This window comes from Planktotalea sp. (assembly GCF_018607995.1).
Lineage (GTDB): Bacteria > Pseudomonadota > Alphaproteobacteria > Rhodobacterales > Rhodobacteraceae > Planktotalea.
On sequence record NZ_JABBAL010000008.1, the window covers coordinates 108,316 to 131,886 of the forward strand.

Below are 23,571 nucleotides of genomic sequence, written 5' to 3' on the forward strand. Positions count from 1 at the left end.
TAATTAGGCTAAGTCCCTCTTAGGTTGGGGCACGCGCGCAATCAAGCGTTCTGGACCCCGATGCAGGAGAAAGCCCCTTGGATGACCTCGAAGCCTTGAATGCAAAGCCGATGAGGACAATCGATATGCCCGCGGAAGACTGGTACGGACCAGATGCTGCGACGTTTGGCGATCGTTTGGCCGCTGCGCGCGAATATGCCCAAATGAGCCAAGCACAGATGGCACGTCGACTTGGAATTCGCGCCAGCACCCTGCGCTATTGGGAGCAGGATTTGTCCGAACCGCGTGCGAACCATCTGTCTATCATGGCGGGTGTTTTGAACGTGTCGATGATGTGGCTGATGAACGGCGAGGGCGAAGGCTTGGACGCACCTAATGCAGACGCCGCGGAAACAGATTCGGATGTGGCAACCATTTTGCGCGATATGCGGGATTTGCGCGTGACGATCAGCCAGTCCTCAGAGCAATTGGGCCGTTTGGAAAAACGCCTGCGCGCAGTTTTGAAAGACACATGATGCCTGAGACGTATGACACCCGTATCAAACGCCTGAAAATGCGCTCTATGCGGCGCGGGATTAAAGAGATGGACATCATCCTTTCTGCGTATGCCGACAACTCGCTTGCGCAGATGAGCGAGGCGGATATCACGCTCTATGACGCGTTGCTGAATGAGAATGATCAGGATTTGTATTCTTGGGTGACGGGGCAGACTGTGCCGCCTGAAAAATTCACCGATATGCTAGCAGATATAGCGCAAACATTTCAAAAGTAACAGGCTTTCAACTTTAACCGAATATTTGCGAATTTACCTCATTGTTGGTCCGAGTAGCTAATCAGATTCGAGAATGAGCATACATAGCGTTGTCCAGAATGATCTGAAAACCGGAGCGGACAAAGGGTTTATCAAAGGGTATCTAGAGGTGCTCGCGCTTGTGGAACGATTGCACGGGCTTTTGCTTGATGTGATCAAGGACGAGTTTGAGCGCGTCAATATGTTAGAGATCAACGCAGTTCATGCGCCACTTTTGTTCAATATTGGCGACAATGAAGTAACCGCAGGCGAATTGAAGTCGCTCGGTTATTATCAGGGATCTGATGTCAGCTATAATCTTAAGAAGCTGGTTGAGATGGATTTTATGCATCATCAACGATGCTAAATTGACCGCCGCTCCGTGCGTGTGAAGCTAACCCCAAAGGGTCGTGAGGTGCGCGATATCGTGTCAGAACTGTTTGAACGCTATACAGAAGGTCTGCAGAACAAAGGTGTACTGGGTCCTGAAGGGTTAATCGACATTACAGGTTCGCTCAAGCGGATGGAGCGGTATTGGACGGATCAAATCCGCTATATCTAATGATTTTGGATGGGCAACTGTCGGGTCAGCATTAGGCCTTGTAGCTCTCGCTTAAGCTTCCGGATCATTGCGTCTTCGTAATCTTCAAACCCAAGTGCGACCTCGACAAAGCTGGTAGTGCCCCGCAGAACGTAAGCCTCGAAGTAAGAGGATAGCTCACCTACTTGAGCTTGGCGGTTGTCTCCATGATCCAGCGCATCGGCACCGATCACCAATGCGTTGATCGTGATGTTGGGGAAGGGCGTATCCCAGAGGTCTTTGGGATGAGGTCCTGTATTAGATTTCCCATCGCTTGAAATATCCAAGGTCTGTGTCCAGCACGCGCTTTGTTGTTCCAGTAAGCGTGCGCCAAACTGCATCGCACTGCCAAGTCCCGTCGATTGATCGGAAGGGGTTCTTTGAGTTCTGCGCAAGCGTTGCTCTATCTCTGTTAGACGGGTTTCATCTGTCACGCTTGTCCACGGCAAAAGCAGGAAGTGATCCTGCGCACCACTCCACTCGTAAACCGCTATACGTATGGGAGCGTCCGGCATTGAAAGCAGAACGTCTTTGACGTCAGGGGCCTGTAACGCGGACGCGAGCCCGTCAAGTTGCATCCGGTATTCACGACTATCGACTGAACCGGAGACATCCAAACCAAGCGCCAATGCTTGGCGACACCGTTCTTGTGCAGCGCTGGGTAGCGCGAGCGCGCACCAAGCAATCAGCGCGCTCACAATATAACTTTCTTTTGCCCCTGCTCGGATGCGAGATGCTTTTAGGTTCAACAGTTTAGCTATAGCGCAGCGACATTTGGTGTCTGTCTTTGCCAAGCGAAAGAAACTTACCAATGTCCTGTGTTTTCCATGCTCACCCATGGTTCTGCGGGTGTAAGGGCGTCGCCGTCTTGCAACAACTCGATCGAAATGTTGTCGGGTGAGCGCACAAATGCCATGCGGCCATCGCGTGGTGGGCGGTTGATAGTAATCCCATTATCCATCAGATGCTGACAGGTCGCATGAATATCCGGAACCGAATAGGCGAGGTGACCAAAATGGCGCCCGTCTGTTGGCAATTCATCATCGCCGTCCCAGTTATGCGTCAGTTCAACCGGACATTCTGGCTGATCAGGTGGTGCCATGAAAATCAGTGAAAACCGCCCCTGTTCACTATCCATCCGGCGGGTTTCTACAAGACCTAACAAGCGAAAAAACGCCATTGAAGTCTCCAGGTCTTTCACGCGGACCATTGTGTGCAGATATTTAAGCGCCATTCTAATTCCTCCTCTTCTGTTTAAAAAAGAGTAGCGGCTCAAACCTCGCTGTCGAGAGGTTTAGGGCAATGTCGCCAAACTATCGGTCTCAGAACGAGGATTGAATGCCTACGCGCACACCAAACTGGCGACTCTCATAGAGACCGATGTTCGCATCCGTTTGGCTTGCAGACAGCGTAAGCAAGGGCGAGAAACCAAAGTACTAAATCTGGTTGAACACACCGGTCACATCCGCAGATATCGTCTTGTCCTGACGCCCAAATCGCAATGTTTCATGGTTCTTTCGACTAAAAGACAATCCCATATCGATCGAAACGCCAGCAATCGGACGAGCGAATGCATAGCGCGCGCTGAGTGTCGGTTGCTCATAGTCGAGCGTCGCATCGATGAAGTTGCTTTTCTTGGCGTTCGCGCTCAGCGTCAATTGATCTTTATTTGTGAGACCCAAACGCAAACCTGCGCTGAGCCCCCAGTTGCGTGCATCTTGGCGCGCGGACAGGGATTGTTGTTTCTCACGGGCCAACCCAGCGAAAACAAAGCTGCCGGATCTAAAGATATAGTTCTGCGTCACGCTCGCGCTGGCATATTGCATGAAGGGCTGTTCTGCATACCAAGTGCGCCCTCTAGTGATTTCGATCTGATAGGTTAAATCACTTCCGGTACCTGTAAAGCCGCGCTTAATGTAGGACAGCGCCGCAGACGAAAAAGCAAAATCAGCCACCTTTTGCGTTCGGGGCAAGAGTTTTGGCTTCAGAACTCATCGTGCGGGTGCGGTAATCAGGTTCTGCAAGCGTTGGTGCATTTGTAATGTCGTCGATATTATAAGCTTGGCGGTTGGTCACTTCACCGCGAACGCCTGCACCGTCACTGAAATCGTCAAAATCAGTCTCAACTCTCATGTCGCCTTTGACATATTCCAAGCCCCAGCGCCCGTCAAAGTCGCTCAAGCCACTGTAATTGTCGGTGCCCGTAAAAACAGCTTGCCCGCTGGTCGGCAAAGTAACGCCGCCATCTCGCTGATATAGGTAGCTGCCATATATATGCATCAGTGCGCACGATCGTGATTGACGGGTTTCAGTCAGGGCCAACAGCGTAGGGAGCACGGTAATCCACAAGTTGGTTAACCGTCGCAAGTGTTAGCGCGCCGGTTGCGCTCGAAGGTGCTTCGAACATCCTAAAAGGGCCGAAGCCTAATCTGGTGCGCCATCATCGTTGAAGACTTCAGTTTAGCGGTTGTCACCGTCGAAAGCGACGTTGTCCACGGTAAACGTGTCGGCATCACTGTTGTACACGAATCCGCGTGTGTATCCGTTTCCAACGGATCCGCCCGAGTCAGAGCGCGCTTCTGAACGAAAGATCGCTTAGGCAGAAGTCGGGTTCTCTGTTCTGGGCAATGTGCTTACGCTTGAGACGATTGGTACGATCGGATCAGTTTCAGTTTCTTCGTCGGTCTCACTGGTTTCAGTATCGACATCTGCGTCAGAACTGTCCGTATATGACTGTACCAGTGGTATCTGTTATTGACGTGTCTGACGCCTCGTCGTCGTCGAACGGGTTGGTCCCGTCCACACAGCCTGCTAGGCAAGCGAGGAGCGCGAAAGAAACAATAAGACGAGGCATCCCAAAAGCCTTTGCGATAATGCATTTAAATTCTGGCTTAGCGGGACAAAAATCAACGCAACTTGGGCCTAATATCCTGTTTATTTGTAAACAGGCGTTGTCGGTCCACCTACCTAATGTAAAGGCTGGTCCAACCAAAGGGGATATATTTGGGTGTGTTTGTTAAATCCAATGCTTAGTATTGGCCTCACTTAAAGGTCCGAAGTAAAGCGTCTAACTGCGACAGACCAAGGACAAGATTGGCCTCTTCTCCGCCCCCAACGCCAACACGAATATGGTGTGGTTGATCATAGGCAGATCCAGGTAGTAGAAACGTCTTATAGGGCGGTTCTAATAAGCGTTTGGCGATGTCGTCACCGTTCAGATCGGCACTTAGTTTTGCGAGGCCGATAAGCCCTGCTTGTGGCGGTATCCACGACAACAGCGGTTGTTTTTTGATGAATGAATTGAGCACCTCAAGATTGGCCAGACCCGCTTTGCGCGCACCAGCGAGGGTTGTTGCATAACGATCAGGTCGCAACGCGATTTCGGCGATAACTTCGCCTAATATGTTCATGATCTCGCTTGAATTTTCGCGCAAAATTACAGCGTCCATGATCAATTCAGGATCGCGACAGATCATCCACCCCGTGCGCAAGCCTTGCAGGCCAAGCGCCTTAGAAACGCTGCCCGTGGTAATGCCGCGCTCATAAAGTGCCGGGATAGATTTGGGGCGGGGGGCATCCCACTCGAGACCCGCATAGACCTCATCGACGATCAACCACGCTCCGACCGAACGTGCAATGTCGACGATCTCCGTCAGCTCTTCTGGGCTAAGCAAGCGGCCCGTTGGATTGTTGGGGTTGGTCAGAAAAATCAACTTGGTTTTGGGCGTTATCAATCTGCGAAATTCATCCAGATTCAAGGCCCAATCAGCAGCCTCACGGCGAAACACCGTTTTGATATCAGCGCCCTGCGCCAAGGCCATGACCTCTGCTTGCGGCCAGCCGGGTTTTTCGATGACGATCTCATCGCCCGGCTCCAGCAACTGACGCAAAGCAAGATAATTCGCCTCTGCTGCCCCGGCCGTGATCAACACATCATCAATATCGCATGTGTCAGCAAGGTTCGCTTGACGCAACACATGGGTGCGCAATTCAGGCAGACCGCGAAAAGAGCGGCCATTCCAATCAAGCGAAAGATCGGGATCAAGATCTGCCAGATAATCGCCAAGCACCGGAGATTTCGACAGGGAAAAGCCAACAAACGCTTCTGGATCCGCTTCTGTGGTCTCCAATAGATACTCAAACAGCGTGTGAATCTTGACTTTCATAGGGTGGCCTGACTTTCCTGAGTGACATCATTGGGAGAGAGCATCGTGAGTCCGACAGGTTTCATCAAGGGGCAAGTGCAGCAACTGCATGTACTTGATTACGGGTTGTTCAAAGTCCACGCGAACGGACGCGTGATCGGGATCTGTGGATTCCTGATGGTGACCGATCGCGGAGAGCGGATCTTGGTCGACACAGGGTTCCCACAAAAATATGCAGAGGATGTTGAGGCGGCATCGCTCGAGGACAAGCTTGGCGAGTTTGGTAAGGTTCTGGAGCTGACCCATGACAACCTGCCAAAGGCGCAATTGGCGAAGGCGGGTGTTGTGATGGGTGACATTGATCTGTTGATTATGACCCACACGCATATCGATCACGTCGGTGGTCTCTGTGATTTCCCGAATGTTCCGATTTTGATCGCCAAAGCAGAGCGGAACCTTGCGAAGCCCCTCTATTGGGGTGACGTCAAGCCCATGGATTGGCCGGATCGGGAGTATTTGTTGCTCGAGGGAGATATTGGTTTGGGACCGAATTTGCGGGTGCTGTTGGTACCAGGCCACGCACCTGGCCAATTGGCGATTCTGGTTGATTTACCAAATAGCGGGCCGATGTTGCTTGTCAGTGATGCTATTTCACGGCCCGCGGAAGTTGATGAAAAATTCGAAGGCTCTTGGGATGAGGGTTTAGCGATTGAAAGTGGTAACCGTCTGATTAAATTTGCAAAAAAGAAGGACGCAGAAATCATTTACGGGCATTGCCCTGCGCAGTGGCCAACACTGCGCAAGACACCGGATCACTTTACTTAACGCACATCGCGCCCTTGATTCAGGATGAACACATTGCCGCTGGAGACTTCCCCCATCGGCCCCACAAGGAAGCCAACCCAGCCCGCGATTTGTTCCGGCTGCATCGCATGACCATGGGGCATTTGCGCTATGGCTTTGGCGAGCACATCGTCTGAAAGCACCCCAAACAAAGGCGTTTCCGTCATCGCGGGGGCAATTGAATTGACGCAAATCTTATCGGTGGCATAGCGCCGTGCAAGGTCTTTGGTCAGCGTATCAAGCGCGGCCTTGCTCGCACGATATGGCGGTGGATCGAAGACATCGAAATTATACGCGCCATTGGATGAAATGTTGATGATCTTCTTCACGCCATCGCGCTTTAGCATCAAAGGCACCGCGTTTTGGCAGCAATGAAAGGCAGTCTCAAAGTTAAGCGCCATCTGCTGTTTGAACTCATCCGCGGGGATGTTCGGGAACTCTGACATGAAACAGGTGCCCGCATTATTCACCAAAATATCAAGCCCGCCAAAGGCCGTGACAACCGCTGTAAAGCTTGCCGTAACGGCATCAGGATCGGTCAGATCAACGCGGATACCTAAGAAATTTGACCCGAGTTCAGCACTCAAATCGTCCAATCCATCCTGCGATATATCAAATCCTGCAACGCGGCATCCATCCGCTATCAGTTTGCGAACAAAGGCTTTTCCCATGCCGCCTGCGGCACCAGTCACGATTGCTACTCTTGTGCTCATCAACCAGGCCCTTTCTGTCTCGGCGCTCCAAACATGCGCTGCAACAGTGTGTTTTGCAATCGCGTGCTGTGTTTGATGTGAGATTGCTTGCGAACAGCGACATGTCCATGCATGGTGCCCTTATCAATTATTTCCTTGGGAGAAAACATCATGAAAAATCTAATGACGGCAACAGCCGTATCCGCACTAATGTGCTCGGCAGCTTTCGCGGAAGACATTAAGCTTGGCGTGATCTACGGCTTTACAGGCCCGATTGAATCACTGACTGGCCCAATGGCGGCGGGCGCAGAATTGGCGATGCAAGAAGTGACAGACTCCGGTCTGCTTTTGGACGGCTCTACAGTGACATCTGTACGCGCAGACAGCACATGCATCGATTCTGCAGCGGCAACAGCGGCGGCAGAGCGTTTGGTGACAGCGGACAAAGTGAACGCGATCGTCGGCGCGGACTGCTCTGGTGTGACAGGTGCGATTCTACAGAACGTGGCGCGCGCGAACGGTATCGTGATGATTTCTCCATCTGCTACATCCCCAGCGCTGTCCACGGCTGAGGACGATGGTCTGTTCTTCCGCACAGCACCGTCTGATGCGCGTGAAGGTCAGGTCATGACCGACATCTTGATCGAAGAAGGCATCAAGTCCGTCGCTCTGACGTATACAAACAACGACTACGGTAAGGGCTTGGCAGACGCGTTCGTTTCCGCATTCGAAGCGGCCGGCGGTGAGATCACAGTCAACATCAGCCACGAAGACGGCAAAGCTGACTACTCTTCCGAGGTTGGCACACTCGCATCTGCGGGCGGCGACATCTTGGTTGTTGCTGGCTACCTTGATCAAGGCGGTCGTGGCATCATTGAAGGCTCCATCGACACAGGTGCTTGGGATCGCTTCGTTCTGCCGGGCGGCATGATCGGTGACAACATCCTGACAATCGGCGATGCGTTGAACGGCTCATTCGGTCAGGTTGCGGGTACGGACAGCACGGGTGCTGCTACCTATGCGGAAATGGCGACAGCGGCTGGTTTCGACGGCACATCCCCTTTCACACCAGAGAGCTATGACGCGGCGGCTTTGATCATGCTCGCGATGCAAAAAGCGGGCTCTTCCGCAAGCGGCGATCTGAAGGATCACGTGTTTGATGTTGCGAACGCACCTGGCGAGCAGATCTTCCCTGGCGAGTTGGCTAAGGCACTGCAGATCATCAAAGACGGCGGCGACGTTGACTATGTTGGCGCATCCGCAGTCGAGATGATTGGCAATGGCGAGAGCGCAGGCAGCTACCGTCACCTCAAAGTCGAAGGCGGCGAGTTTGTGACTGTTAAGTATCGCTAAACAGGCCTACACTTTATGAGACAGGCCCCGGCAGTGCTGGGGCCTTTTTCGTTTGAGACCCATTTCGCGAGACAACAAGATATGCTGAGTAATTCCAAACAAGCAGGTTATTTTCTCTATCATTCCATAGGGATGTATCCCGGTAAGGAAGAAGAGCTGGCCGCCGCAACGGCAGAATTTGCGCAAATTTGGGCGGCTCCTGACGACAAGCAATGGGGCTATGTTCTTTTGAAACGACAGGATTTCATTGATTACTGGCGCCGTATCATCAATGTACCTAAAGGCTCGATGACGACTTGCGAAAGTGTGACGGATGGCATGCACAAACTCATGCGCGCGCTGCCTGACGGGCAATTGCATGGCAAGCGGGTTTTGGTCGCAGAGGATTGTTTCCCCTCGATGCATTTCTTGCTTGCGGGGCTTGCGCCGAAAATGGGCTTCACGCTGGATACGGTGCCAAAACGCGATGGTGCGTCTTGGGTGGAGCCGGAGGATTTCATGGCGCAATGGGGCCGCGATGTTGGGTTGGCTTTGCTCACTTGGGTGACATCGACCGCCTCAGCGCGCGTTGATCTGGAACCGCTCGTGGCGCACGGGCGCGACATGGGCAGCATGATTGGTGTTGATATCACACAAGCGGCGGGCTTGATCCCGTTCGATGCGATGGAACCGAAAGTGGACTTTGTACTTTCAACATCTCTGAAATGGATGTGCGGCACACCGGGAGCGGGAATTCTTTATGTGGATAAAGTACTTGCGCGTGAATTGGAACCAGAAGCGCGGGGATGGTTTTCGCAAAACAACCCGTTCTCGTGGGACTTGGACAAGTTCGAATACGCACCCGATATTCGCCGTTTTGACAGCGGTACGCCCGGATCGGTTGCCGCGCTATCGTCTTTGCCTGCGCTGAAATGGCATGCGGGACAGGATCACGCGGTGCTTGCATCATGGAACCGTGAACTTGTTGATTTAATTATCAAACGCGCCGATGCACTGGATCTGCCACTGCATTCCCCGCGCGATGTGGATGCCCGCGGTGGATCTGTTATGCTGCGCTTTCCAGACAAAGCAGAAGCGGCGGCAGTGGTCGGTGCGCTGGGTGTTGCGGGGCTATCGGTTGATTTCAGAGGGCAATTACTGCGGCTGTCGCCGGGCAATGTAACGTTGAAAGAAACCATCAATGATGTGTTCGATCTGACGGATGAAGTGATGGCCCGCCGCCGTCGTCGATTTGCGGGGCAGGGCGCGCACAAAAAAGAAAATGATATGTCTGCAACTGATGTGCTTGGCGCGCTGGGTGGGATGCTGTTGAGCGGTGATATTCGAATTGTGGATTGCACAGCGCAGCTTGGGCCTGACACACCAATCCTCCATTTACCTGAAGATTTCGCGGTGAATACGCCACAGGTAGAGATCCATAAGATCAGCGAGTACGATTCAGATGGTCCGTTTTTTGCGTGGAATTGGATGAAATTGGGCGAGCATTCAGGCACGCATTTTGATGCCCCACATCACTGGATTTCGGGCAAGGACCACAAGGACGGCTTTACAGACACGTTGGATATGCAGCGCATTATGGCCCCTGTGAATGTGATCGATTGCTCGGCGCAATCTGAGGTGGATAATGATTTTCTGCTCACTGCGGAACACGTCAAAAAGTGGGAGGTCAAGCACGGCGAGATCAATCCTGGCGAATGGGTCGTCATGCGCACGGATTGGGATAAGCGCAGCCATGTTCCCGTGCTTTTCTTGAACGAAGACCCTGATCCACATGAGGACGGCAGCCACAGTCCTGGACCGACGACAGAGTGTATCGATTATTTACTCTCCAAAGGCATCGTTGGTTGGGGCACGCAGTGCATTGGCACGGACGCTGGCATGGCTGGCAAATTTAGCCCGCCGTATCCTGCGCATAACTATCTGCACCGCGACAATTGCTTTGGTCTCGCAAGCCTTTGTAATCTCGATCAACTTCCACCCAAGGGCGCGATTTTGATTGCGGCCCCTTTGAAGATCGACAATGGCACAGGCTCACCCATCCGCGCGATGGCATTGGTGCCAAAACGTTAGTCAGTCTTTCGTGAAGTCCGCTTTCGCTTCACCGCAATAGAATTGCGAAAGTTCCTTGGGAACTTCGCTGCCGTCGGTCATGAACGGGAGAATACCGCGTCGCAAGGAATTACCGCGCATCGCTTTGATGTCATCTTCTGATTTGGTTACGCGCTGCGACATGCGCCGCGCCCATGTGAACAGATAGTCATAAAGCCGGTCGATCTCGCCCTGATGCATGTCGCCTTTGGCAAGGTCGTTAAATTCCTCTGGATCGGTCTCCAGATCGAACAACATCGGGCGCAAACCACCCTCCGCGTGCATCAATTTATAGCGGCCATCAAAAACCATGAACAGCCGAGCATCGCGAGGCTCTAACCCCAGTTTCACGGCTTGCGGTGTGGCGGAGTAATCATATTCGCTAATCGCAAAAGTCCGCCAATCGGGCGTTTCACCGTGCAGCCAAGGCGTCAAAGACCGTCCTTCCAGAATGTGATCGGCCACCTTACCGCCCGCGAATTCAACAAAGGTCGGGGCAAGATCAATCGATTCCACCAATGCATCACACACGGTGCCGCGCGTGGCATCTGCCTCAGAGCGTGGATCATAAATGATCATGGGAACCTTGACGGATTGCTCGTGGAACAAATCCTTTTCCCCGAGCCAATGATCGCCAAGATAGTCGCCATGATCAGAGGTCAGAACGATCATCGTATCTTTCAACGTGTCTTGCGCTTCCATGTGGTCTAGCAGGCGGCCAAGTTGATCATCGCACTGTTTGATCAGACCCATATAGGCAGGAATAACCTTTTGGCGCACCTCTTCCTGCTGGAAGGCAGTTGCGATTTTGTTCTGCATATATGCGCCAAACACAGGCTGCGGATTGTCTTGTTCAACCGCGTGCCGCGTTGGGGCAGGGACATGATTCGCGCCATACATATTATGATAGGGCGCGGGGACGATGTAGGGCCAATGCGGCTTGATAAAGCTGACGTGGGCCATCCAAGGGGGTAATCCGTCGCCTGATTTTTCATTCATGAATTCAATGGTTTTCGTGGTCAGCCACGGCGTTTCGCTATCGTCCTCGCGAATGTTGGCAGCCTTGTCGGCATTCTTGAACATCCAGCCGGAGGCCAGATCGCCGTCCTCGTCGATGCCTGCATTTGCGAAGTCTGCCCATGGGTTCTGGGACGGATAGCCTTTGCCCTTGAGGTACTCATTATAGGGCGAGCGTTTTTCGTCGTAGAACCCGTCAGGGCCCTGGCCCCACAACCCATCATCCCGGATCCATGTGTCAAAGCCGCATTCGGCTTGGCGCGCGCCGATCACGCTGTCTGCAGACAGGCCAAGACGTGCCATACCTTCTGCGTCGGCCTTCATGTGGGTCTTGCCGATGAGCCAACTGTCCATGCCTGCGCGGCGCAAATGATCGCCTATCGTGTGTTCACCCACGCGCAGAGGAAAGCCGTTCCACTGTGCACCGTGGCTCGATGCATATCGCCCAGTGTAATAGCACATGCGCGATCCACCACAGACGGGTGATTGCACATAAGCGTTGGTGAAACGCACGCCCATTGCAGCAACGCGGTCAAAGTTTGGCGTGTGTAGATGCGGGTGGCCCGCGCAGCTTAGATAATCAAAGCGAAGTTGATCATACATAATAAAAAGGATGTTCATATCGCGTATGGCCTTCGATGGTTTATTCGTCTCTACGTCAAACCGAACAACATTTGAAGCACCGTTGATGCACTGCACGTTCGAAATTGCCTGAAACAGGTCGCTCCAGGGCATGCATTGGTCTATTCAACTAAAATTTGCAACCGGTTGCAAAAATTCTGAATCGGGATAGAGTGAAGCTCGAATCATATTCATTCGCGTGATAATACCTGCGCGGCTTGGATGTGTTTTAGACGTTTTCGTGCCTTCGATTGAAGCGCACAGATAGCGCACACATACGCCTTTGTCGAAAAAGGCCCCGGTTTTATGAACGTGCGCCGGGCACATTTTGGGAGGACTACAATGAAGAAAATTCTGATTACGACAGGTCTCGTCGCGATGATGGGAACATCCGCGATGTCACAAGAAATCGGCGCAACATTTTCACGTTTTGACGACAACTGGTTGACAGTTCTGCGCAACGGCATGGTCGAGCACGCAGCAACCATCGACGGTTTGACGTATCAGCAAGAAGACGCGACAGACGATCTTGCGAAGCAGATCGACCAAGTGAAAAATTTCGTCGCATCTGGCGTTGACGCGATCATCGTGAACATTGTTGACACATCCGCAGGTGCAGCTGTTTCCGCAGCCGCGGGCGACACGCCACTAGTCTACGTCAATCGTGAGCCTGACAACGTCAACCAGCTGCCAGCGACACAAGCGTTTGTGGCGTCCAACGAGATCGAGTCCGGCACATTGTCCGCGTTCGAAATCTGCAAAAACTTGCGTGCAGCTGGTAAAGCTGGTGGTGCTACCGGTTACATCATGAACGGTCAACTTTCCAACCAAGCGGCTGTTCAGCGTTCCAAGGACGTACATGATGTGATCGGCATGGACATGTGTAACTTCATGACCATCATCGACGAACAAACGGCGAATTGGTCGCGCGACGAAGCGCAAGACTTGATGACAAACTGGATGTCTTCTGGTGAGCCGTTCGACTTCGTTCTTGCCAACAACGACGAAATGGCAATCGGCGCGATCCAAGCGATGAAAGCGGCGGGCATGGATATGGCTGATGTTCAGGTTGGTGGTGTTGACGCATCCCAAGACGCGCTTCTGTCCATGGCGGCGGGTGATTATGATGTCACAGTGTTTCAAGACTCTGTTGGTCAAGGCACAGGCTCTATTGATGCGGCACTGCGTTTGATCGCTGGCGAAAAAGTGGACCAGAAAGTCTACATCCCGTTCAAGTTGGTGACACCTGCGAACATGGGTGACTTCCTCGACAAGAACTAAGTCGATTTAAACGAACTGGGGCGGCGCATTTGTGCCGCCCTAATTTTTACAGAGCGCTGGAAACTGGGCGCTGAATAGGGAATGGCACCGATGACAGACACCAGCCACGGCACTGGCGGACTTGCGTTCGACAAAACCAAACGATCTTGGCCCAATGAGCTGAACATCCTTTTCGCGCTGTTCGTTATTATCGCGATCTTCGAGGTGCTGGGCCAAGTGTTGCCCTACATGAATGATCAAAGCTTTTTGTTCGACACTAGAGACCGCTTTGACAGTATTTTCAACGAGGCACGTCTTAAAATTATCATCCTTCAGGTCGCCATTATCGGCATTATTGCTTTGGGCGTGACCCAAGTGATTATCACCGCTGGTATTGACCTAAGTTCCGGCCCGCTTGTCGCCGCCACCGCCATGATCGCAATGAGCTTTGGACAAACTGAATTGGTCAACGGCTTTGTGAACCCGAAAGCGCTGTTTGGGCCATGGGCCATGGATTTGCCGGTCATTGTTCCGGTCGTTGTTGGTTTGGCCTTTGGCGCATTCATCGGAGCCATTAACGGCACGTTCATCGCCTACATGCGCATCCCACCATTTATTGCGACATTGGGCATGTTCCTGATCTGCCGTGGCATCGCGCTGTGGTGGTCTGGTGGCAACCCAATTTCCTTCCCAACGGAAAGCTTCAAATTCATTGGCTCTGGCATGATGCCCGTGGTCTGGTTCCTGTCGCTAGCAGTCGTTTTCCACGTGATCATGCGCTACACTGTCTATGGCAAACATACCTATGCAATCGGCTCCAACGAGGAAGCCGCGCGGATGTCTGGCATCAACGTAAAGCGCCACAAGGTGACGGTCTACGTGATCGCCTCGATGCTGGCGGCCTTTGCGGGTGTCGTCCTTGCAGCCAAAAGTGAAACCGCGCAGGCGGGCATGGGCGAGTTCTACGAACTGTTCGCGATTGCCATGGCCGTGATCGGTGGCATTAGTTTGCAAGGTGGACGCGGTTCCATCATTGGCACGGTGCTGGGCGCAATGGTTTTGGGCGTCATTCGTTCTGGCTTTACCTACGTCAAGCTGGACGGTTCTTATCAACTGATGGCCATGGGCAGTATCATTATAGCAGCCATTCTGTTCGATCAATACCGACAACGAAATCGGGCTTAGGAGACATTACCATGAGCGATATCATTCTAAAGACCGAAAACCTGTCCAAGCACTACGGCGGGGTACACGCGCTGGTTGATGCCAACTTTGAAATGAGGAAGGGCGAACACGTCGCCATCATGGGCGACAACGGCGCGGGCAAATCAACCTTTGTGCGACAGATCACAGGTGTTGAGCAACGCACCAGCGGCAAGGTCTCGCTCTATGGCGATGAGGTGAACTTTGCCGGACCGCTTGATGCGCGTGAGGCTGGCATCGAAACGGTGTTCCAAACGCTTGCGCTGGCGGATGATCTGGACGTGCCGGACAATCTGTTCTTGGGTCGTGAGAAAACCAAGTTCGATTGGCTGGGCCCGTTCCGTTTCTTGGACTACAAAGCGATGCGGCAGGCCACTATGGAGGGTCTAGAGCGCACGGGTGTAAAAATCCCCAACATCCGCAACACCATCCAGAATATGTCCGGCGGGCAACGTCAGTGTGTTGCGATCGCGCGCACTGCGACATTCGCAAGTAGACTTACCATAATGGATGAGCCGACAGCTGCCCTAGGTGTGCAGGAAACCGCGCAGGTGGAAAACATCATTCGCACGCTGAAAGAGGCGGGGGAGCCGCTGATTTTGGTCAGCCACAACATGCGCCAGGTATTTGATCTTGTAGACCGCATCGTCGTGTTCCGCCGTGGCCGCATCTGCGCCAATCTCGACATCAAAAATGGCGACTACACAGGTGAGGACGTGGTGTCCTACATTACTGGTGCCAAGACAGGTGCGGAGTATGAGGGCGTCGCGTGAGCAAACTTCTCGATCTTGAAAACCCGTTCTTTGCACCGCTCTGGATACGCATCGCTGTTGTCGCGGTGATGACGCTGTGGGGTTTGTTTGAACTCTCCCAAGCGGCCTATATGTGGGCGATTATCTTCCTTGGGTTTGCGGCGATTTGCGGCTGGCGCTTTGCAACGATCGACTACTCCGCGCGCGACGGCTAAGCGATGGCCGTAACGCTCAAAGATGTGGCCGAACTTGCAGAGGTGTCTCGCTCTGCCGTGTCGCGCACCTTCACCAAGGGCGCGTCCGTTTCTGAGAAAACCCGTAAAAAGGTGATGAAAGCCGCGGATCAGCTTGGCTATAGTCCCAATGCCTTGGCGTCGTCACTCACTACTGGGCGCACGAAAATGATCGGGCTGATCTCGAACAACTTTCACAACCCTGTTTTCCTCGAAGTCTTTGATATGTACACGCGCGGTCTGCACGAGCGGGACCTGCGCCCGTTGCTGGTGAACCTTACCGATGAAACGGATCCAGAGGCGTCGATCCGAATGTTGCGCCAGTATTCTGTGGATGGCGTGATCGTTGCCTCCTCGACCTTGCCGCCTGCGTTTGCCAAGTCATTTCGCGATGCAGGAATTCCTGTGGTGCATTCGTTCGGGCGCCACACGGAAACGCCGGATGTAGATGTGCTTGGGATCGACAATATCGAAGCGGGCCGTATGGCTGCGCGGACGTTGATTGCGCATGGCTACACGGATATGGGCTTCCTTGGCGGCCCTGCGGAGGCGACCTCGACCCTTGATCGTGAGAAGGGGTTTTTGCTGGAATGTGCGTCGCATAAAGGCGTGAGCGCGCGCGTGAGTTTCGCGGATGCCTATTCGTTCGAGGCGGGTAGGGCAGAGATGCTGGAACTGCTGACCGCGCCGCTTGCAGAAGCTTATTTCTGTGGTGATGATGTGCTTTCGATCGGGGCGATCTCGGCGTTGGAAACGGCAGGTCTGAGCGTACCAGAGGACGTGGGCATCATCGGGCTCAACGACATTGATATGGCGAAGTGGGAGAACATCAATCTCACCACAATCCACAACCCGTTTTCCGCGATTATTGCCGCCTCGATTGAGCAAGTGACCGCGCTGGTCGAAAATCAGAGCATCACACCGAAGGCGCATCTATTTGAGTGTTCTGTGATCGAACGAGGAACGTTGAAAGCGCGCTAGGTTTCCCCAGCGCGCCTTATTTTTATTCACAAGTTTTACTGAAACATAGGTGGACGGGCATCGAGCCACGCGCCGTCCTGTTGCCCGCTTTTTGCGACTGCAACGACAGCAGCCATAGAGCGCAGGCCATCCTCTGCACGCGGATAAAGATTCGCGGCTGGATCCATAACGCGGCTTTCTTTGCGCGCTGAAATAGCTTCGGCCAAATCTTTGTAGATGTTGGCAAAAGCAAGCGGCATGCCTTCAGCGTGACCAATGGTGACACGCGTGGTGCGGTCTGCTTCTGGCGATAGGTTTTCTTCACCGCGCTCAATGATTTGCAAGCGCTCGCCCAGTGGCATGTAGTAAAGCTGGTTTGGCTGCTCTTGCGACCAACGCAGACCACCTGTTTCGCCAAAGACCTGAATGCCCAAACCATGCTGGCGGCCAATCGCGATGGAAGAGGTCCAAAGGCGTCCAACGGCACCGCCATCCATGCGGAAGTTCACCATCGCGTCGTCTTCAAGCGTGCGTACATCAATGCAGGCGACCGTATCGGCAGAGAGCTTCGTGACTTCCTGACCCGTGACGAAACTCGCCATATGCATCGCGTGAATACCGCAATCGGCGAACTGCGCGGAAACACCTGCTTGCGCAGGATCATAGCGCCAACGCACGCGCGGATTGTCCGCATCGGTGGCATCGGCGTGATGACCATGGGCGAATTCAGCGTTGACCAAACGCACCTTGCCAATATCACCGCGCGCGATCATCGCTTTCATGTGACGTACAAGGGAATAGCCGGAATAGCCGTAGTTTACCGCACAGATTTTACCGGTTTTCTTAGCGATTTCGACGATTTCCTCGCCCTCTTCAACGGTCATCGTCATGGGTTTTTCACACAGCACATGGAAACCCGCTTCAAGGAAGGCTTTGGTGATCTCGAAGTGTGTAGAGTTTGGCGTGGCGACAGTCACGAGATCAATACGATCCTTCCGTTCGCTTTCACCCGCGAGCATATCCTGCCAAGAGCCATAAGCGCGATCGCCAAGGCCGAGGCGTTGACCATAGTCGATCCCCTCGGCTGCGCGGTGATCGAGTGCGCCAGCGCTGAATTCAAACAAGCCATCAAGGCCAGAGCCTAAGCGATGTGCCGGACCGATTTGGCTGCCTTCGCCGCCGCCGATCATGCCCCATTTTAGTTTAGTCATTTATGCGCCCTCAAAGCCGATGGATTGCAGATATGTGCGGTTTAGTTTGGCGTCATCGATGGGGGATGTGTCGCCCGATGGATCGCAGTCTTGCTCGACTGTGCACCAGCCCTCAAAGCCATTATCAAGCAGGACCTGACGTACAGCTGGGAAGTCCACGTCGCCGTCGCCCAAGTTGCAGAAAATGCCATCGCCACAAGCTGTGTAAAAGTCTGTGCGGTTGGCAACGACGTTAGCCTTTACTTTGGGGTCAATGTCTTTGAAGTGCATGTAGCTGATGCGATCCATATTCTCTTGCATAAAGGCGACCGGATCAAAGCCGGCGTAGGAATGGTGGCCCGTGTCGAAGCAGATTTTAAGGATGCTTTCATCAACCTCGTTTAGAAGGCGCTCCAACTCAGGCTCAAAATCCATGAAGCCAGCTGCGTGGGCATGGATGCCGACTGTGAGGCCATATTCTTCAGCGCCCATCTTCGCGATGGTTGCGATCTTTTCGCGGTAGGCGGTCCATTCGGCCTTGTCCATTTGCTCTGCCTCATCTGCGCGGCCCGCAGTGGGTGCGCGACGCGGCGAGATGGAATCGATCAACACGAGATGCTCCGCACCATGCGCTTTGAGCGCTTTGCAGGTGCGCACGGAGCCGTCCATCACATCGTCCCAAGCATCAGGGTCGTGGAACGGGCGGAACACAACGCCGCCGACGAGCTCTTGGTTAAACTCTTCGAGCGCTTCGGAGAGCATCGCAGGGTCTTCGGGCATAAAGCCAACGGGGCCAAGTTCGATCCCTGTGTAGCCCGCTTCTGCGTTCTCTTGCAGCACTTTGCGCCAGCTTGGGTTACGCGGATCATCCGCAAATTCGACGCCCCAAGAGCAAGGCGCATTTCCGATTTCAATCATTCTCTCAGTTCCTTAGTAATCGGCGACATCGACCCATGCGCGTTTTTCGCTGGAATCGATGGCTGCTTTGACGATGCGGTTCACTTCCATACCTTCGCGGAAAGTGGGCCAAATGTTTTGCTTAGTCTCAATCGCGGTCAGAAAATCTTTTGCCTCGATGATGATTTGATCTTGGTAGCCCGTGCCATGCCCGGGGCCTTGGCAAAAGGGTAAATAATCGGGGTGGTCAGGGCCTGTGAGGATCTTGCGGAACCCTTGCTGGGCATCGTCGCCTTCGCGCACATAAAGATGCAGCGCGTTTTGATCTTCGCCGTCGAAACGGATCATCCCTTTGGAGCCATGGATCTCGTAGGCATACCCCATCTTGCGCCCCGTCGCGATGCGGCTCGCGTGAATGTGACCGCTGACGCCATTCTCGAATTCAAGCATGAATTGCGCTTGGTCGTCGTTGGTCACTTCAACGCCGCCACGTGAGCTGTGCACGGTTTGCACCACAGCACTGAGCGAAGCGATCGGCCCCATAAACGCACGTGCGCAATTGATGATATGCGGGGACAAATCACCCATACAGCCGTTGGCCATCCCGCTAGTGCGCCATGTGGCAGGGGCGTCAGGATCAGCAAGGAAATCTTCGGTCATTTCCGCGCGAAAGTATGTAACGGCGCCGATGTGCCCCTCATCAATTAGTTTGCGCGCATACTGAGAAGCAGGAGTGCGAATGTAATTGAACCCAACCATGTTGATAGCACCAGCCGCTTCGGCGGCGGCAAGCATGGCACGACTGTCTTCAAGCGTTTCGCCCAAAGGTTTCTCGCAAAACACTGGTTTGCCTAACGCGAATGCTGCTTCCGCAATGGCGCGGTGCGTAGATTGGGGCGAGGCGATTACAATCGCATCAACGTCTGGATCATTGACCAAGCTCTGCCAATCAGACGTGCAACGATTAAAGCCAAACTTCGTTTTGTAACGCTCTGCCGACGTATCAGAGGTCGCGCAAACCATCTCCAAGACAGGGCGCAATTTGGTTTCAAAGATAGTACCAACGCTCGCGTAGGCCGCTGCATGAGCCTTGCCCATATAGCCGCCACCGACGATTCCAATTCTGATTTGCGTCATCGTAACATCCCTTCCCAAAAACGTATTGCAACCGGTTGCAAAATGGGTATCCTTGATTAGGTCTGCTGGTCAATAGCATTGTTGAAAAGGGCAGGCACTTAGCCATCTTGGAGGGTGCAATGGGGCGAGCGGACGAGACCATCACATTGACGACGGCACAGGCGATCATTCGCTATTTGGCTGCGCAATTTATAGAGATTGACGGTGTGAAAACCCGTGCGTGCGGCGGTGGATTCGGTATTTTCGGACATGGTAACGTGACCTGTCTTGGCGAAGCGCTTCACGATCATAAAGATGTGCTGCCGCTCTATCGTGGACAGAATGAACAGGGCATGGGATTCGCGGCCGCTGGCTATGCGAAGGCGCATTTACGCCGACGTTTCATGTTTTGCACGGCGAGTGCTGGGCCGGGAACTGCCAACCTGCTCACCAGTGCGGCTTTGGTACATGCGAACCGTTTGCCGATGTTGATGCTTTGCGGCGATACGTTCTTGACGCGTTTACCCGATCCTGTGTTGCAACAGCTTGAGCACTTTGGAAACCCGACCTTTGGTGTGAATGATGCGTTCAAAGCGGTTTCGCGGTTTTGGGATCGCATTACGCATCCTGCGCAGATCATTCAGTCCTTGCCCGCTGCATTGGCAACAATGCTCGATCCTGCGGATTGCGGCCCTGCGTTCATTGGTTTGCCGCAAGATGTACAGGGCTGGACATATGACTACCCGGTTTCGTTCTTCGATGAAAAAGTGCACCGCATTCGTCGCCAAGCAGCGGATGCTGAAGAGATTACTGATGCGGCAGAGCTGCTGAAGTCAGCCAAACGCCCGATGATCATTGCGGGTGGCGGCGTACAATATTCTGGTGCAGTGGCAGAATTAACCGCCTTCGCCGAAGCACATGATATTCCCGTGGTCGAAACCATCGCGGGACGCGCGAATATGGTGAATGATCACACGCTCAACATTGGGCCGCTTGGCGTAACGGGATCGGATTCGGCGAATACGATTGCGGAGGAGGCGGACGTCATCCTCGCCGTCGGCACGCGCTTGCAGGACTTCACCACGGGGTCTTGGACCGCATTCGCGAAAGATGCGCAGATCATCGGGTTGAACGTAGGGCGGCACGATGCGGCGAAGCATATGTCGATGACTGTTGTGGGCGATGCGAAACTCGCGCTCGTTGAGCTCGGCAGTGCGACCAGTGGGTACAGCGCGCCAAAATCATGGACCAAATACGCGCAAGGCGAGCGGGCGAAGTGGAGCGATTACGTCGCCGACAATACGCGCGTTGGCAATGGACCAGCTTCCTATGCGCAAGCGATTGGTGTGGTAAATGATCTCTGTGATCCGCGCGACCGCGTTGTTGCGGCGGCGGGCGGCTTGCCCGCAGAGGTGACAGCCAACTGGAAAACGCTTGATATTGGCACCGTGGATGTCGAATTCGGTTTTTCCTGCATGGGCTATGAAATCGCCGGCGGTTGGGGCGCGCGCATTGCGCAAGCGCAGATCGATCCCGACCAAGACACGATCGTATTCACGGGGGATGGGTCTTATTTGCTGATGAACTCGGACATCTACTCCTCTGTTCTCACGGATAAAAAGCTGATCATTCTCGTGCTTGATAACGGTGGTTTCGCGGTCATCAACAAGTTGCAAAATAACACGGGCAATGAAAGTTTCAATAACCTCATCGCCGACACGCCCACAGCCACACGCCAAGTGAACGTCGATTTTGAAGCCCACGCACGCGCTATGGGCGCAGAGGCGGAAACGGTCGAAATATCTGGTTTAGAGGAAGCGTTCAAACGTGCCAAGGCCAGTGACAAAACCTATGTGATCTGCGCCAAAGTGGATCCTTATAAGGGCTGGACGACGGAGGGTCATACATGGTGGGAGGTCGGCACGCCGCATGTGACGGACAATCCCAAAGTGCAGGCTGCGCATGTAGAGCAAGAAGAAGCGCGCGCGCGTCAAAGGAAGGGTGTTTAAATGAAAAGGTTTAACGCGAGCAACGCGGATCCGGCGACCATTGTCGATGAATTGCTCAATGGCAAAGGCGCTGTGCTAATCTCAGGTCTGTTCAGCGACGCACAAATCGCGGAAGCCCGAGCGATTATTCTAGAGCACTCTTCCCAGGCGGATACAGTCACACATTTCCAAGGCCAAGCCGAAGAAGAGGGCAAGTTGAATCTGCAACGCCGCGTATGGAACCTGCTTGCGAAGGGGGATGTGTTTTCTGATATGGCGGCACATCCCGTTATCATGGACGTCCTGCGCAAATTCTTGGGCAGCGAGTTTATAATGGGCTCCATTGCGGCCAATCGCATCCTGCCCGGCGGGCTGGGGCAGGAGCCGCATGTGGATTATCCCTATTGGGATTTTTACAAGCCCGAAAGCCATCCAATTGGCTTGAACGGTTCTTTTCCGATGAACGCTCAGGTGTCGATCTTGCTTGATCCGTTCACCGAAGAAACGGGGGCGACGGCCTATGCGCCGGGCTCGCAAAAGGAGCTGCGCTATCCCAATGAAGACGACAAGTTCTTCGATATCTGCGAACGCATGTTGGGGGAGCCGGGGGATGTGGCCCTGTTCTACGGTGTCGCGTGGCACTGCGCGATGCCCAACAAATCCCAGCAGGATCGCAGCGCTGTTTTGATCAATTACCTGCCCAAATGGGTGAAACCGTTGGAGGATATGCCGGGGGCTTTGTCGCAAGAATTTCTTGAGGCCGCTTCGCCCGATCTGCGCCAGTTGTTGGGCTTGAACTACCCTTACCCAGAGCTTTTTGATGAGGTCAAAGCAGGCAACGCAGTGGGGCGCAAATGAGCGACTTAATAAACGGCATCAAGGCCAATACCTTCGTTATTGTTGGCCGTGCAGGGATGGATTTCTTTGCCGATCCTGCGGGCACAAAGACCGAGGAAGGCGAGGTTTTTCGCGCAGGGCTTGGTGGTTCATCGGCCAATATCGCAGCCGGAATTTGCAAGCTTGGCGGACAAGCTGCTTTGGTGACGCGGGTGTCTGATGACAGCGTTGGGCGCTATTGTGTGAACCAGCTCAAACATTACGGTGTCAATGCAGATTACGTGACGCCGATTGGTGGCGAATTTCGCAATTCGTTAGCCGTCTATGAAAGCCGGATTGAGGATCATCAGTCAGTGATCTATCGCAATGGAGCCGCAGATTTCCAGATGGATATCACGGACGTAGAAGCGGTGGATTATTCCAAATACGGCGCGCTTATCACGGCCGGCACGGTCTTCGCGGCAGAACCTTCTCGTGCCGCAACGTTTCATGCATTTGCATTGGCGAAACAGGCGGACCTGCCAATCATTTTCGACGTGGATTATCGTCCCTACTCATGGCCTTCGCCACAAGTCGCCTCCGACGTGCTCAGCCGTGCGGCGGCAGAGTGCGATATGATTGTGGGCAATGACGAAGAGTTCGGCTTTATGGCGGGTGGCATCGAAAAGGGTCTAGCCAAGGCGAAAGAGCTTTCCGAAACCAGCGCCACTATTGTTGTTTACAAAATGGGACCGGAAGGGGCGATCACATTTGCCAATGGTGCAGAAATCCGCACCGGAATTTACCCTGTTGAGGCCCTTAAACCCACAGGGGCGGGGGATAGTTTCATGGCGGGGCTTATGACATCTATCGCGGGAGGATATGACCTCGAAACCGCAATCTTGCGCGGCTCTGCCTGCGCCTCTGTCACCGTGTCAAAACCGGGTTGTGCGCCTGCGATGCCTGACACACAAACCTTAGAAACATTCTTGGCCGAGCATTCCGGCCCAACCGCTGCTTAAAGGAC

Annotated in this window: 23 protein-coding genes and 1 pseudogene; 14 read left to right on the forward strand and 10 right to left on the reverse strand. The window is 53.6% G+C overall.

What is annotated here, in order from left to right; translation table 11 throughout:
- Positions 1-125: 125 nt before the first annotated feature.
- The 3 genes and pseudogenes from QZ280_RS03070 (at position 126) to QZ280_RS03080 (ending at position 1,352) form a co-directional block, all read left to right on the forward strand.
- The gene (locus tag QZ280_RS03070) at positions 126-515 is read left to right on the forward strand and encodes a helix-turn-helix transcriptional regulator (protein WP_293441137.1); all 390 of its coding nucleotides are present in this window, start codon (positions 126-128) and stop codon (positions 513-515) included.
- Entirely contained in the window at positions 515-772 is a 258-nt protein-coding gene (locus QZ280_RS03075) for a succinate dehydrogenase assembly factor 2 (RefSeq protein ID WP_293441139.1), read from the forward strand. The genes QZ280_RS03070 and QZ280_RS03075 overlap by 1 nt, the downstream gene beginning before the upstream one ends.
- Positions 773-845: 73 nt before the next feature.
- Positions 846-1,352 (forward strand): annotated as a pseudogene (locus QZ280_RS03080) (winged helix DNA-binding protein).
- Here QZ280_RS03080 and QZ280_RS03085 read toward each other — a convergent pair.
- The 5 genes from QZ280_RS03085 to QZ280_RS03105 all read right to left on the reverse strand — a co-directional run bounded on the left by QZ280_RS03085 (position 1,349) and on the right by QZ280_RS03105 (position 5,536).
- Positions 1,349-2,068 carry a DUF1194 domain-containing protein gene (locus QZ280_RS03085; protein WP_293440969.1) on the reverse strand — a complete coding sequence of 240 codons (720 nt, stop codon included), beginning with the start codon at positions 2,066-2,068 and terminating at the stop codon, positions 1,349-1,351. The pseudogene QZ280_RS03080 and the gene QZ280_RS03085 sit on opposite strands and share 4 nt — an antisense overlap.
- 107 nt (positions 2,069-2,175) lie before the next feature.
- Positions 2,176-2,604 (reverse strand): VOC family protein, encoded by a 429-nt coding sequence (locus QZ280_RS03090; protein WP_293440971.1) that lies wholly within the window; start codon positions 2,602-2,604, stop codon positions 2,176-2,178.
- Positions 2,605-2,806: 202 nt separating this feature from the next.
- On the reverse strand, positions 2,807-3,325 hold the full coding sequence (locus tag QZ280_RS03095) for a hypothetical protein (RefSeq protein WP_293440972.1): 519 nt from the start codon (positions 3,323-3,325) through the stop codon (positions 2,807-2,809).
- Entirely contained in the window at positions 3,318-3,650 is a 333-nt protein-coding gene (locus QZ280_RS03100; protein ID WP_293440973.1) for a hypothetical protein, read from the reverse strand. The genes QZ280_RS03095 and QZ280_RS03100 overlap by 8 nt, the downstream gene beginning before the upstream one ends.
- Before the next feature lie 761 nt (positions 3,651-4,411).
- Entirely contained in the window at positions 4,412-5,536 is a 1,125-nt protein-coding gene (locus QZ280_RS03105; RefSeq protein ID WP_293440975.1) for a pyridoxal phosphate-dependent aminotransferase, read from the reverse strand.
- 45 nt (positions 5,537-5,581) lie between these two features.
- On the opposite strand from QZ280_RS03105, the gene QZ280_RS03110 reads away from it, so the two are divergent.
- The gene (locus tag QZ280_RS03110; protein WP_293440977.1) at positions 5,582-6,340 is read left to right on the forward strand and encodes an N-acyl homoserine lactonase family protein; all 759 of its coding nucleotides are present in this window, start codon (positions 5,582-5,584) and stop codon (positions 6,338-6,340) included.
- Here the strand turns inward: QZ280_RS03110 and QZ280_RS03115 are convergent.
- The gene (locus QZ280_RS03115; protein ID WP_293440979.1) at positions 6,337-7,071 is read right to left on the reverse strand and encodes an SDR family oxidoreductase; all 735 of its coding nucleotides are present in this window, start codon (positions 7,069-7,071) and stop codon (positions 6,337-6,339) included. The genes QZ280_RS03110 and QZ280_RS03115 overlap by 4 nt on opposite strands.
- Before the next feature lie 150 nt (positions 7,072-7,221).
- Here QZ280_RS03115 and QZ280_RS03120 point away from each other — a divergent pair, with 150 nt between their 5' ends.
- The gene (locus QZ280_RS03120; protein WP_293440980.1) at positions 7,222-8,403 is read left to right on the forward strand and encodes an ABC transporter substrate-binding protein; all 1,182 of its coding nucleotides are present in this window, start codon (positions 7,222-7,224) and stop codon (positions 8,401-8,403) included.
- A 15-nt stretch (positions 8,404-8,418) separates the two neighbouring features.
- The gene (locus QZ280_RS16190; RefSeq protein ID WP_365734121.1) at positions 8,419-10,473 is read left to right on the forward strand and encodes an aminotransferase class V-fold PLP-dependent enzyme; all 2,055 of its coding nucleotides are present in this window, start codon (positions 8,419-8,421) and stop codon (positions 10,471-10,473) included.
- On the opposite strand, the gene QZ280_RS03135 is transcribed toward QZ280_RS16190, so the two are convergent.
- Entirely contained in the window at positions 10,474-12,129 is a 1,656-nt protein-coding gene (locus QZ280_RS03135) for a sulfatase-like hydrolase/transferase (RefSeq protein ID WP_293440983.1), read from the reverse strand. It lies immediately after the preceding gene.
- A gap of 342 nt (positions 12,130-12,471) precedes the next feature.
- Here QZ280_RS03135 and QZ280_RS03140 point away from each other — a divergent pair, with 342 nt between their 5' ends.
- The 5 genes from QZ280_RS03140 (at position 12,472) to QZ280_RS03160 (ending at position 16,558) form a co-directional block, all read left to right on the forward strand.
- Positions 12,472-13,410 carry a substrate-binding domain-containing protein gene (locus QZ280_RS03140; RefSeq protein WP_293440985.1) on the forward strand — a complete coding sequence of 313 codons (939 nt, stop codon included), beginning with the start codon at positions 12,472-12,474 and terminating at the stop codon, positions 13,408-13,410.
- A gap of 90 nt (positions 13,411-13,500) precedes the next feature.
- Complete coding sequence (locus QZ280_RS03145) at positions 13,501-14,574, forward strand: ABC transporter permease (protein WP_293440987.1); 1,074 nt, start codon at positions 13,501-13,503, stop codon at positions 14,572-14,574.
- 11 nt (positions 14,575-14,585) lie between these two features.
- Positions 14,586-15,365 (forward strand): ATP-binding cassette domain-containing protein, encoded by a 780-nt coding sequence (locus QZ280_RS03150; protein WP_293440988.1) that lies wholly within the window; start codon positions 14,586-14,588, stop codon positions 15,363-15,365.
- A complete protein-coding gene (locus QZ280_RS03155) occupies positions 15,362-15,559 on the forward strand; it encodes a hypothetical protein (RefSeq protein ID WP_293440990.1) in 198 nt (65 codons plus the stop codon). The genes QZ280_RS03150 and QZ280_RS03155 overlap by 4 nt, the downstream gene beginning before the upstream one ends.
- A gap of 3 nt (positions 15,560-15,562) precedes the next feature.
- A complete protein-coding gene (locus tag QZ280_RS03160; RefSeq protein WP_293440993.1) occupies positions 15,563-16,558 on the forward strand; it encodes a LacI family DNA-binding transcriptional regulator in 996 nt (331 codons plus the stop codon).
- 35 nt (positions 16,559-16,593) lie between these two features.
- Here QZ280_RS03160 and QZ280_RS03165 read toward each other — a convergent pair whose 3' ends face one another.
- From QZ280_RS03165 to QZ280_RS03175, 3 genes are read right to left on the reverse strand one after another with little or no spacing between them, the layout of a single operon-like run.
- Positions 16,594-17,748, reverse strand: a complete 1,155-nt coding sequence (locus tag QZ280_RS03165; RefSeq protein ID WP_293440995.1) for a Gfo/Idh/MocA family oxidoreductase — start codon at positions 17,746-17,748, stop codon at positions 16,594-16,596.
- Positions 17,749-18,645 (reverse strand): TIM barrel protein, encoded by an 897-nt coding sequence (locus QZ280_RS03170; protein WP_293440998.1) that lies wholly within the window; start codon positions 18,643-18,645, stop codon positions 17,749-17,751. It abuts the gene before it with no gap.
- Between the two features lie 12 nt (positions 18,646-18,657).
- Positions 18,658-19,761, reverse strand: a complete 1,104-nt coding sequence (locus tag QZ280_RS03175) for a Gfo/Idh/MocA family oxidoreductase (protein ID WP_293441000.1) — start codon at positions 19,759-19,761, stop codon at positions 18,658-18,660.
- Between the two features lie 119 nt (positions 19,762-19,880).
- Here QZ280_RS03175 and iolD point away from each other — a divergent pair, with 119 nt between their 5' ends.
- The 3 genes from iolD to iolC are packed head-to-tail and all read left to right on the forward strand — an operon-like array spanning position 19,881 to position 23,566.
- Complete coding sequence (iolD, locus tag QZ280_RS03180; RefSeq protein WP_293441003.1) at positions 19,881-21,749, forward strand: 3D-(3,5/4)-trihydroxycyclohexane-1,2-dione acylhydrolase (decyclizing); 1,869 nt, start codon at positions 19,881-19,883, stop codon at positions 21,747-21,749.
- Complete coding sequence (locus QZ280_RS03185; protein ID WP_293441006.1) at positions 21,750-22,586, forward strand: phytanoyl-CoA dioxygenase family protein; 837 nt, start codon at positions 21,750-21,752, stop codon at positions 22,584-22,586.
- Positions 22,583-23,566 (forward strand): 5-dehydro-2-deoxygluconokinase, encoded by a 984-nt coding sequence (iolC, locus tag QZ280_RS03190; protein WP_293441009.1) that lies wholly within the window; start codon positions 22,583-22,585, stop codon positions 23,564-23,566. The genes QZ280_RS03185 and iolC overlap by 4 nt, the downstream gene beginning before the upstream one ends.
- The last annotated feature ends 5 nt before the right edge of the window (positions 23,567-23,571 follow it).

Coding starts and splice junctions, on each gene's coding strand:
- QZ280_RS03100 (WP_293440973.1), bottom strand. CDS start 3,650: ATGCATATATATGGCAGCTACCTATATCAGCGAGATGGCGGCGTTACT.
- QZ280_RS03150 (WP_293440988.1), top strand. CDS start 14,586: ATGAGCGATATCATTCTAAAGACCGAAAACCTGTCCAAGCACTACGGC.
- QZ280_RS03170 (WP_293440998.1), bottom strand. CDS start 18,645: ATGATTGAAATCGGAAATGCGCCTTGCTCTTGGGGCGTCGAATTTGCG.
- QZ280_RS03160 (WP_293440993.1), top strand. CDS start 15,563: ATGGCCGTAACGCTCAAAGATGTGGCCGAACTTGCAGAGGTGTCTCGC.
- QZ280_RS03115 (WP_293440979.1), bottom strand. CDS start 7,071: ATGAGCACAAGAGTAGCAATCGTGACTGGTGCCGCAGGCGGCATGGGA.
- QZ280_RS03075 (WP_293441139.1), top strand. CDS start 515: ATGCCTGAGACGTATGACACCCGTATCAAACGCCTGAAAATGCGCTCT.
- QZ280_RS03145 (WP_293440987.1), top strand. CDS start 13,501: ATGACAGACACCAGCCACGGCACTGGCGGACTTGCGTTCGACAAAACC.
- QZ280_RS03135 (WP_293440983.1), bottom strand. CDS start 12,129: ATGAACATCCTTTTTATTATGTATGATCAACTTCGCTTTGATTATCTA.
- QZ280_RS03090 (WP_293440971.1), bottom strand. CDS start 2,604: ATGGCGCTTAAATATCTGCACACAATGGTCCGCGTGAAAGACCTGGAG.
- QZ280_RS03140 (WP_293440985.1), top strand. CDS start 12,472: ATGAAGAAAATTCTGATTACGACAGGTCTCGTCGCGATGATGGGAACA.
- iolC (WP_293441009.1), top strand. CDS start 22,583: ATGAGCGACTTAATAAACGGCATCAAGGCCAATACCTTCGTTATTGTT.
- iolD (WP_293441003.1), top strand. CDS start 19,881: ATGGGGCGAGCGGACGAGACCATCACATTGACGACGGCACAGGCGATC.
- QZ280_RS03165 (WP_293440995.1), bottom strand. CDS start 17,748: ATGACTAAACTAAAATGGGGCATGATCGGCGGCGGCGAAGGCAGCCAA.
- QZ280_RS03120 (WP_293440980.1), top strand. CDS start 7,222: ATGAAAAATCTAATGACGGCAACAGCCGTATCCGCACTAATGTGCTCG.
- QZ280_RS03185 (WP_293441006.1), top strand. CDS start 21,750: ATGAAAAGGTTTAACGCGAGCAACGCGGATCCGGCGACCATTGTCGAT.
- QZ280_RS16190 (WP_365734121.1), top strand. CDS start 8,419: ATGAGACAGGCCCCGGCAGTGCTGGGGCCTTTTTCGTTTGAGACCCAT.
- QZ280_RS03105 (WP_293440975.1), bottom strand. CDS start 5,536: ATGAAAGTCAAGATTCACACGCTGTTTGAGTATCTATTGGAGACCACA.
- QZ280_RS03070 (WP_293441137.1), top strand. CDS start 126: ATGCCCGCGGAAGACTGGTACGGACCAGATGCTGCGACGTTTGGCGAT.
- QZ280_RS03175 (WP_293441000.1), bottom strand. CDS start 19,761: ATGACGCAAATCAGAATTGGAATCGTCGGTGGCGGCTATATGGGCAAG.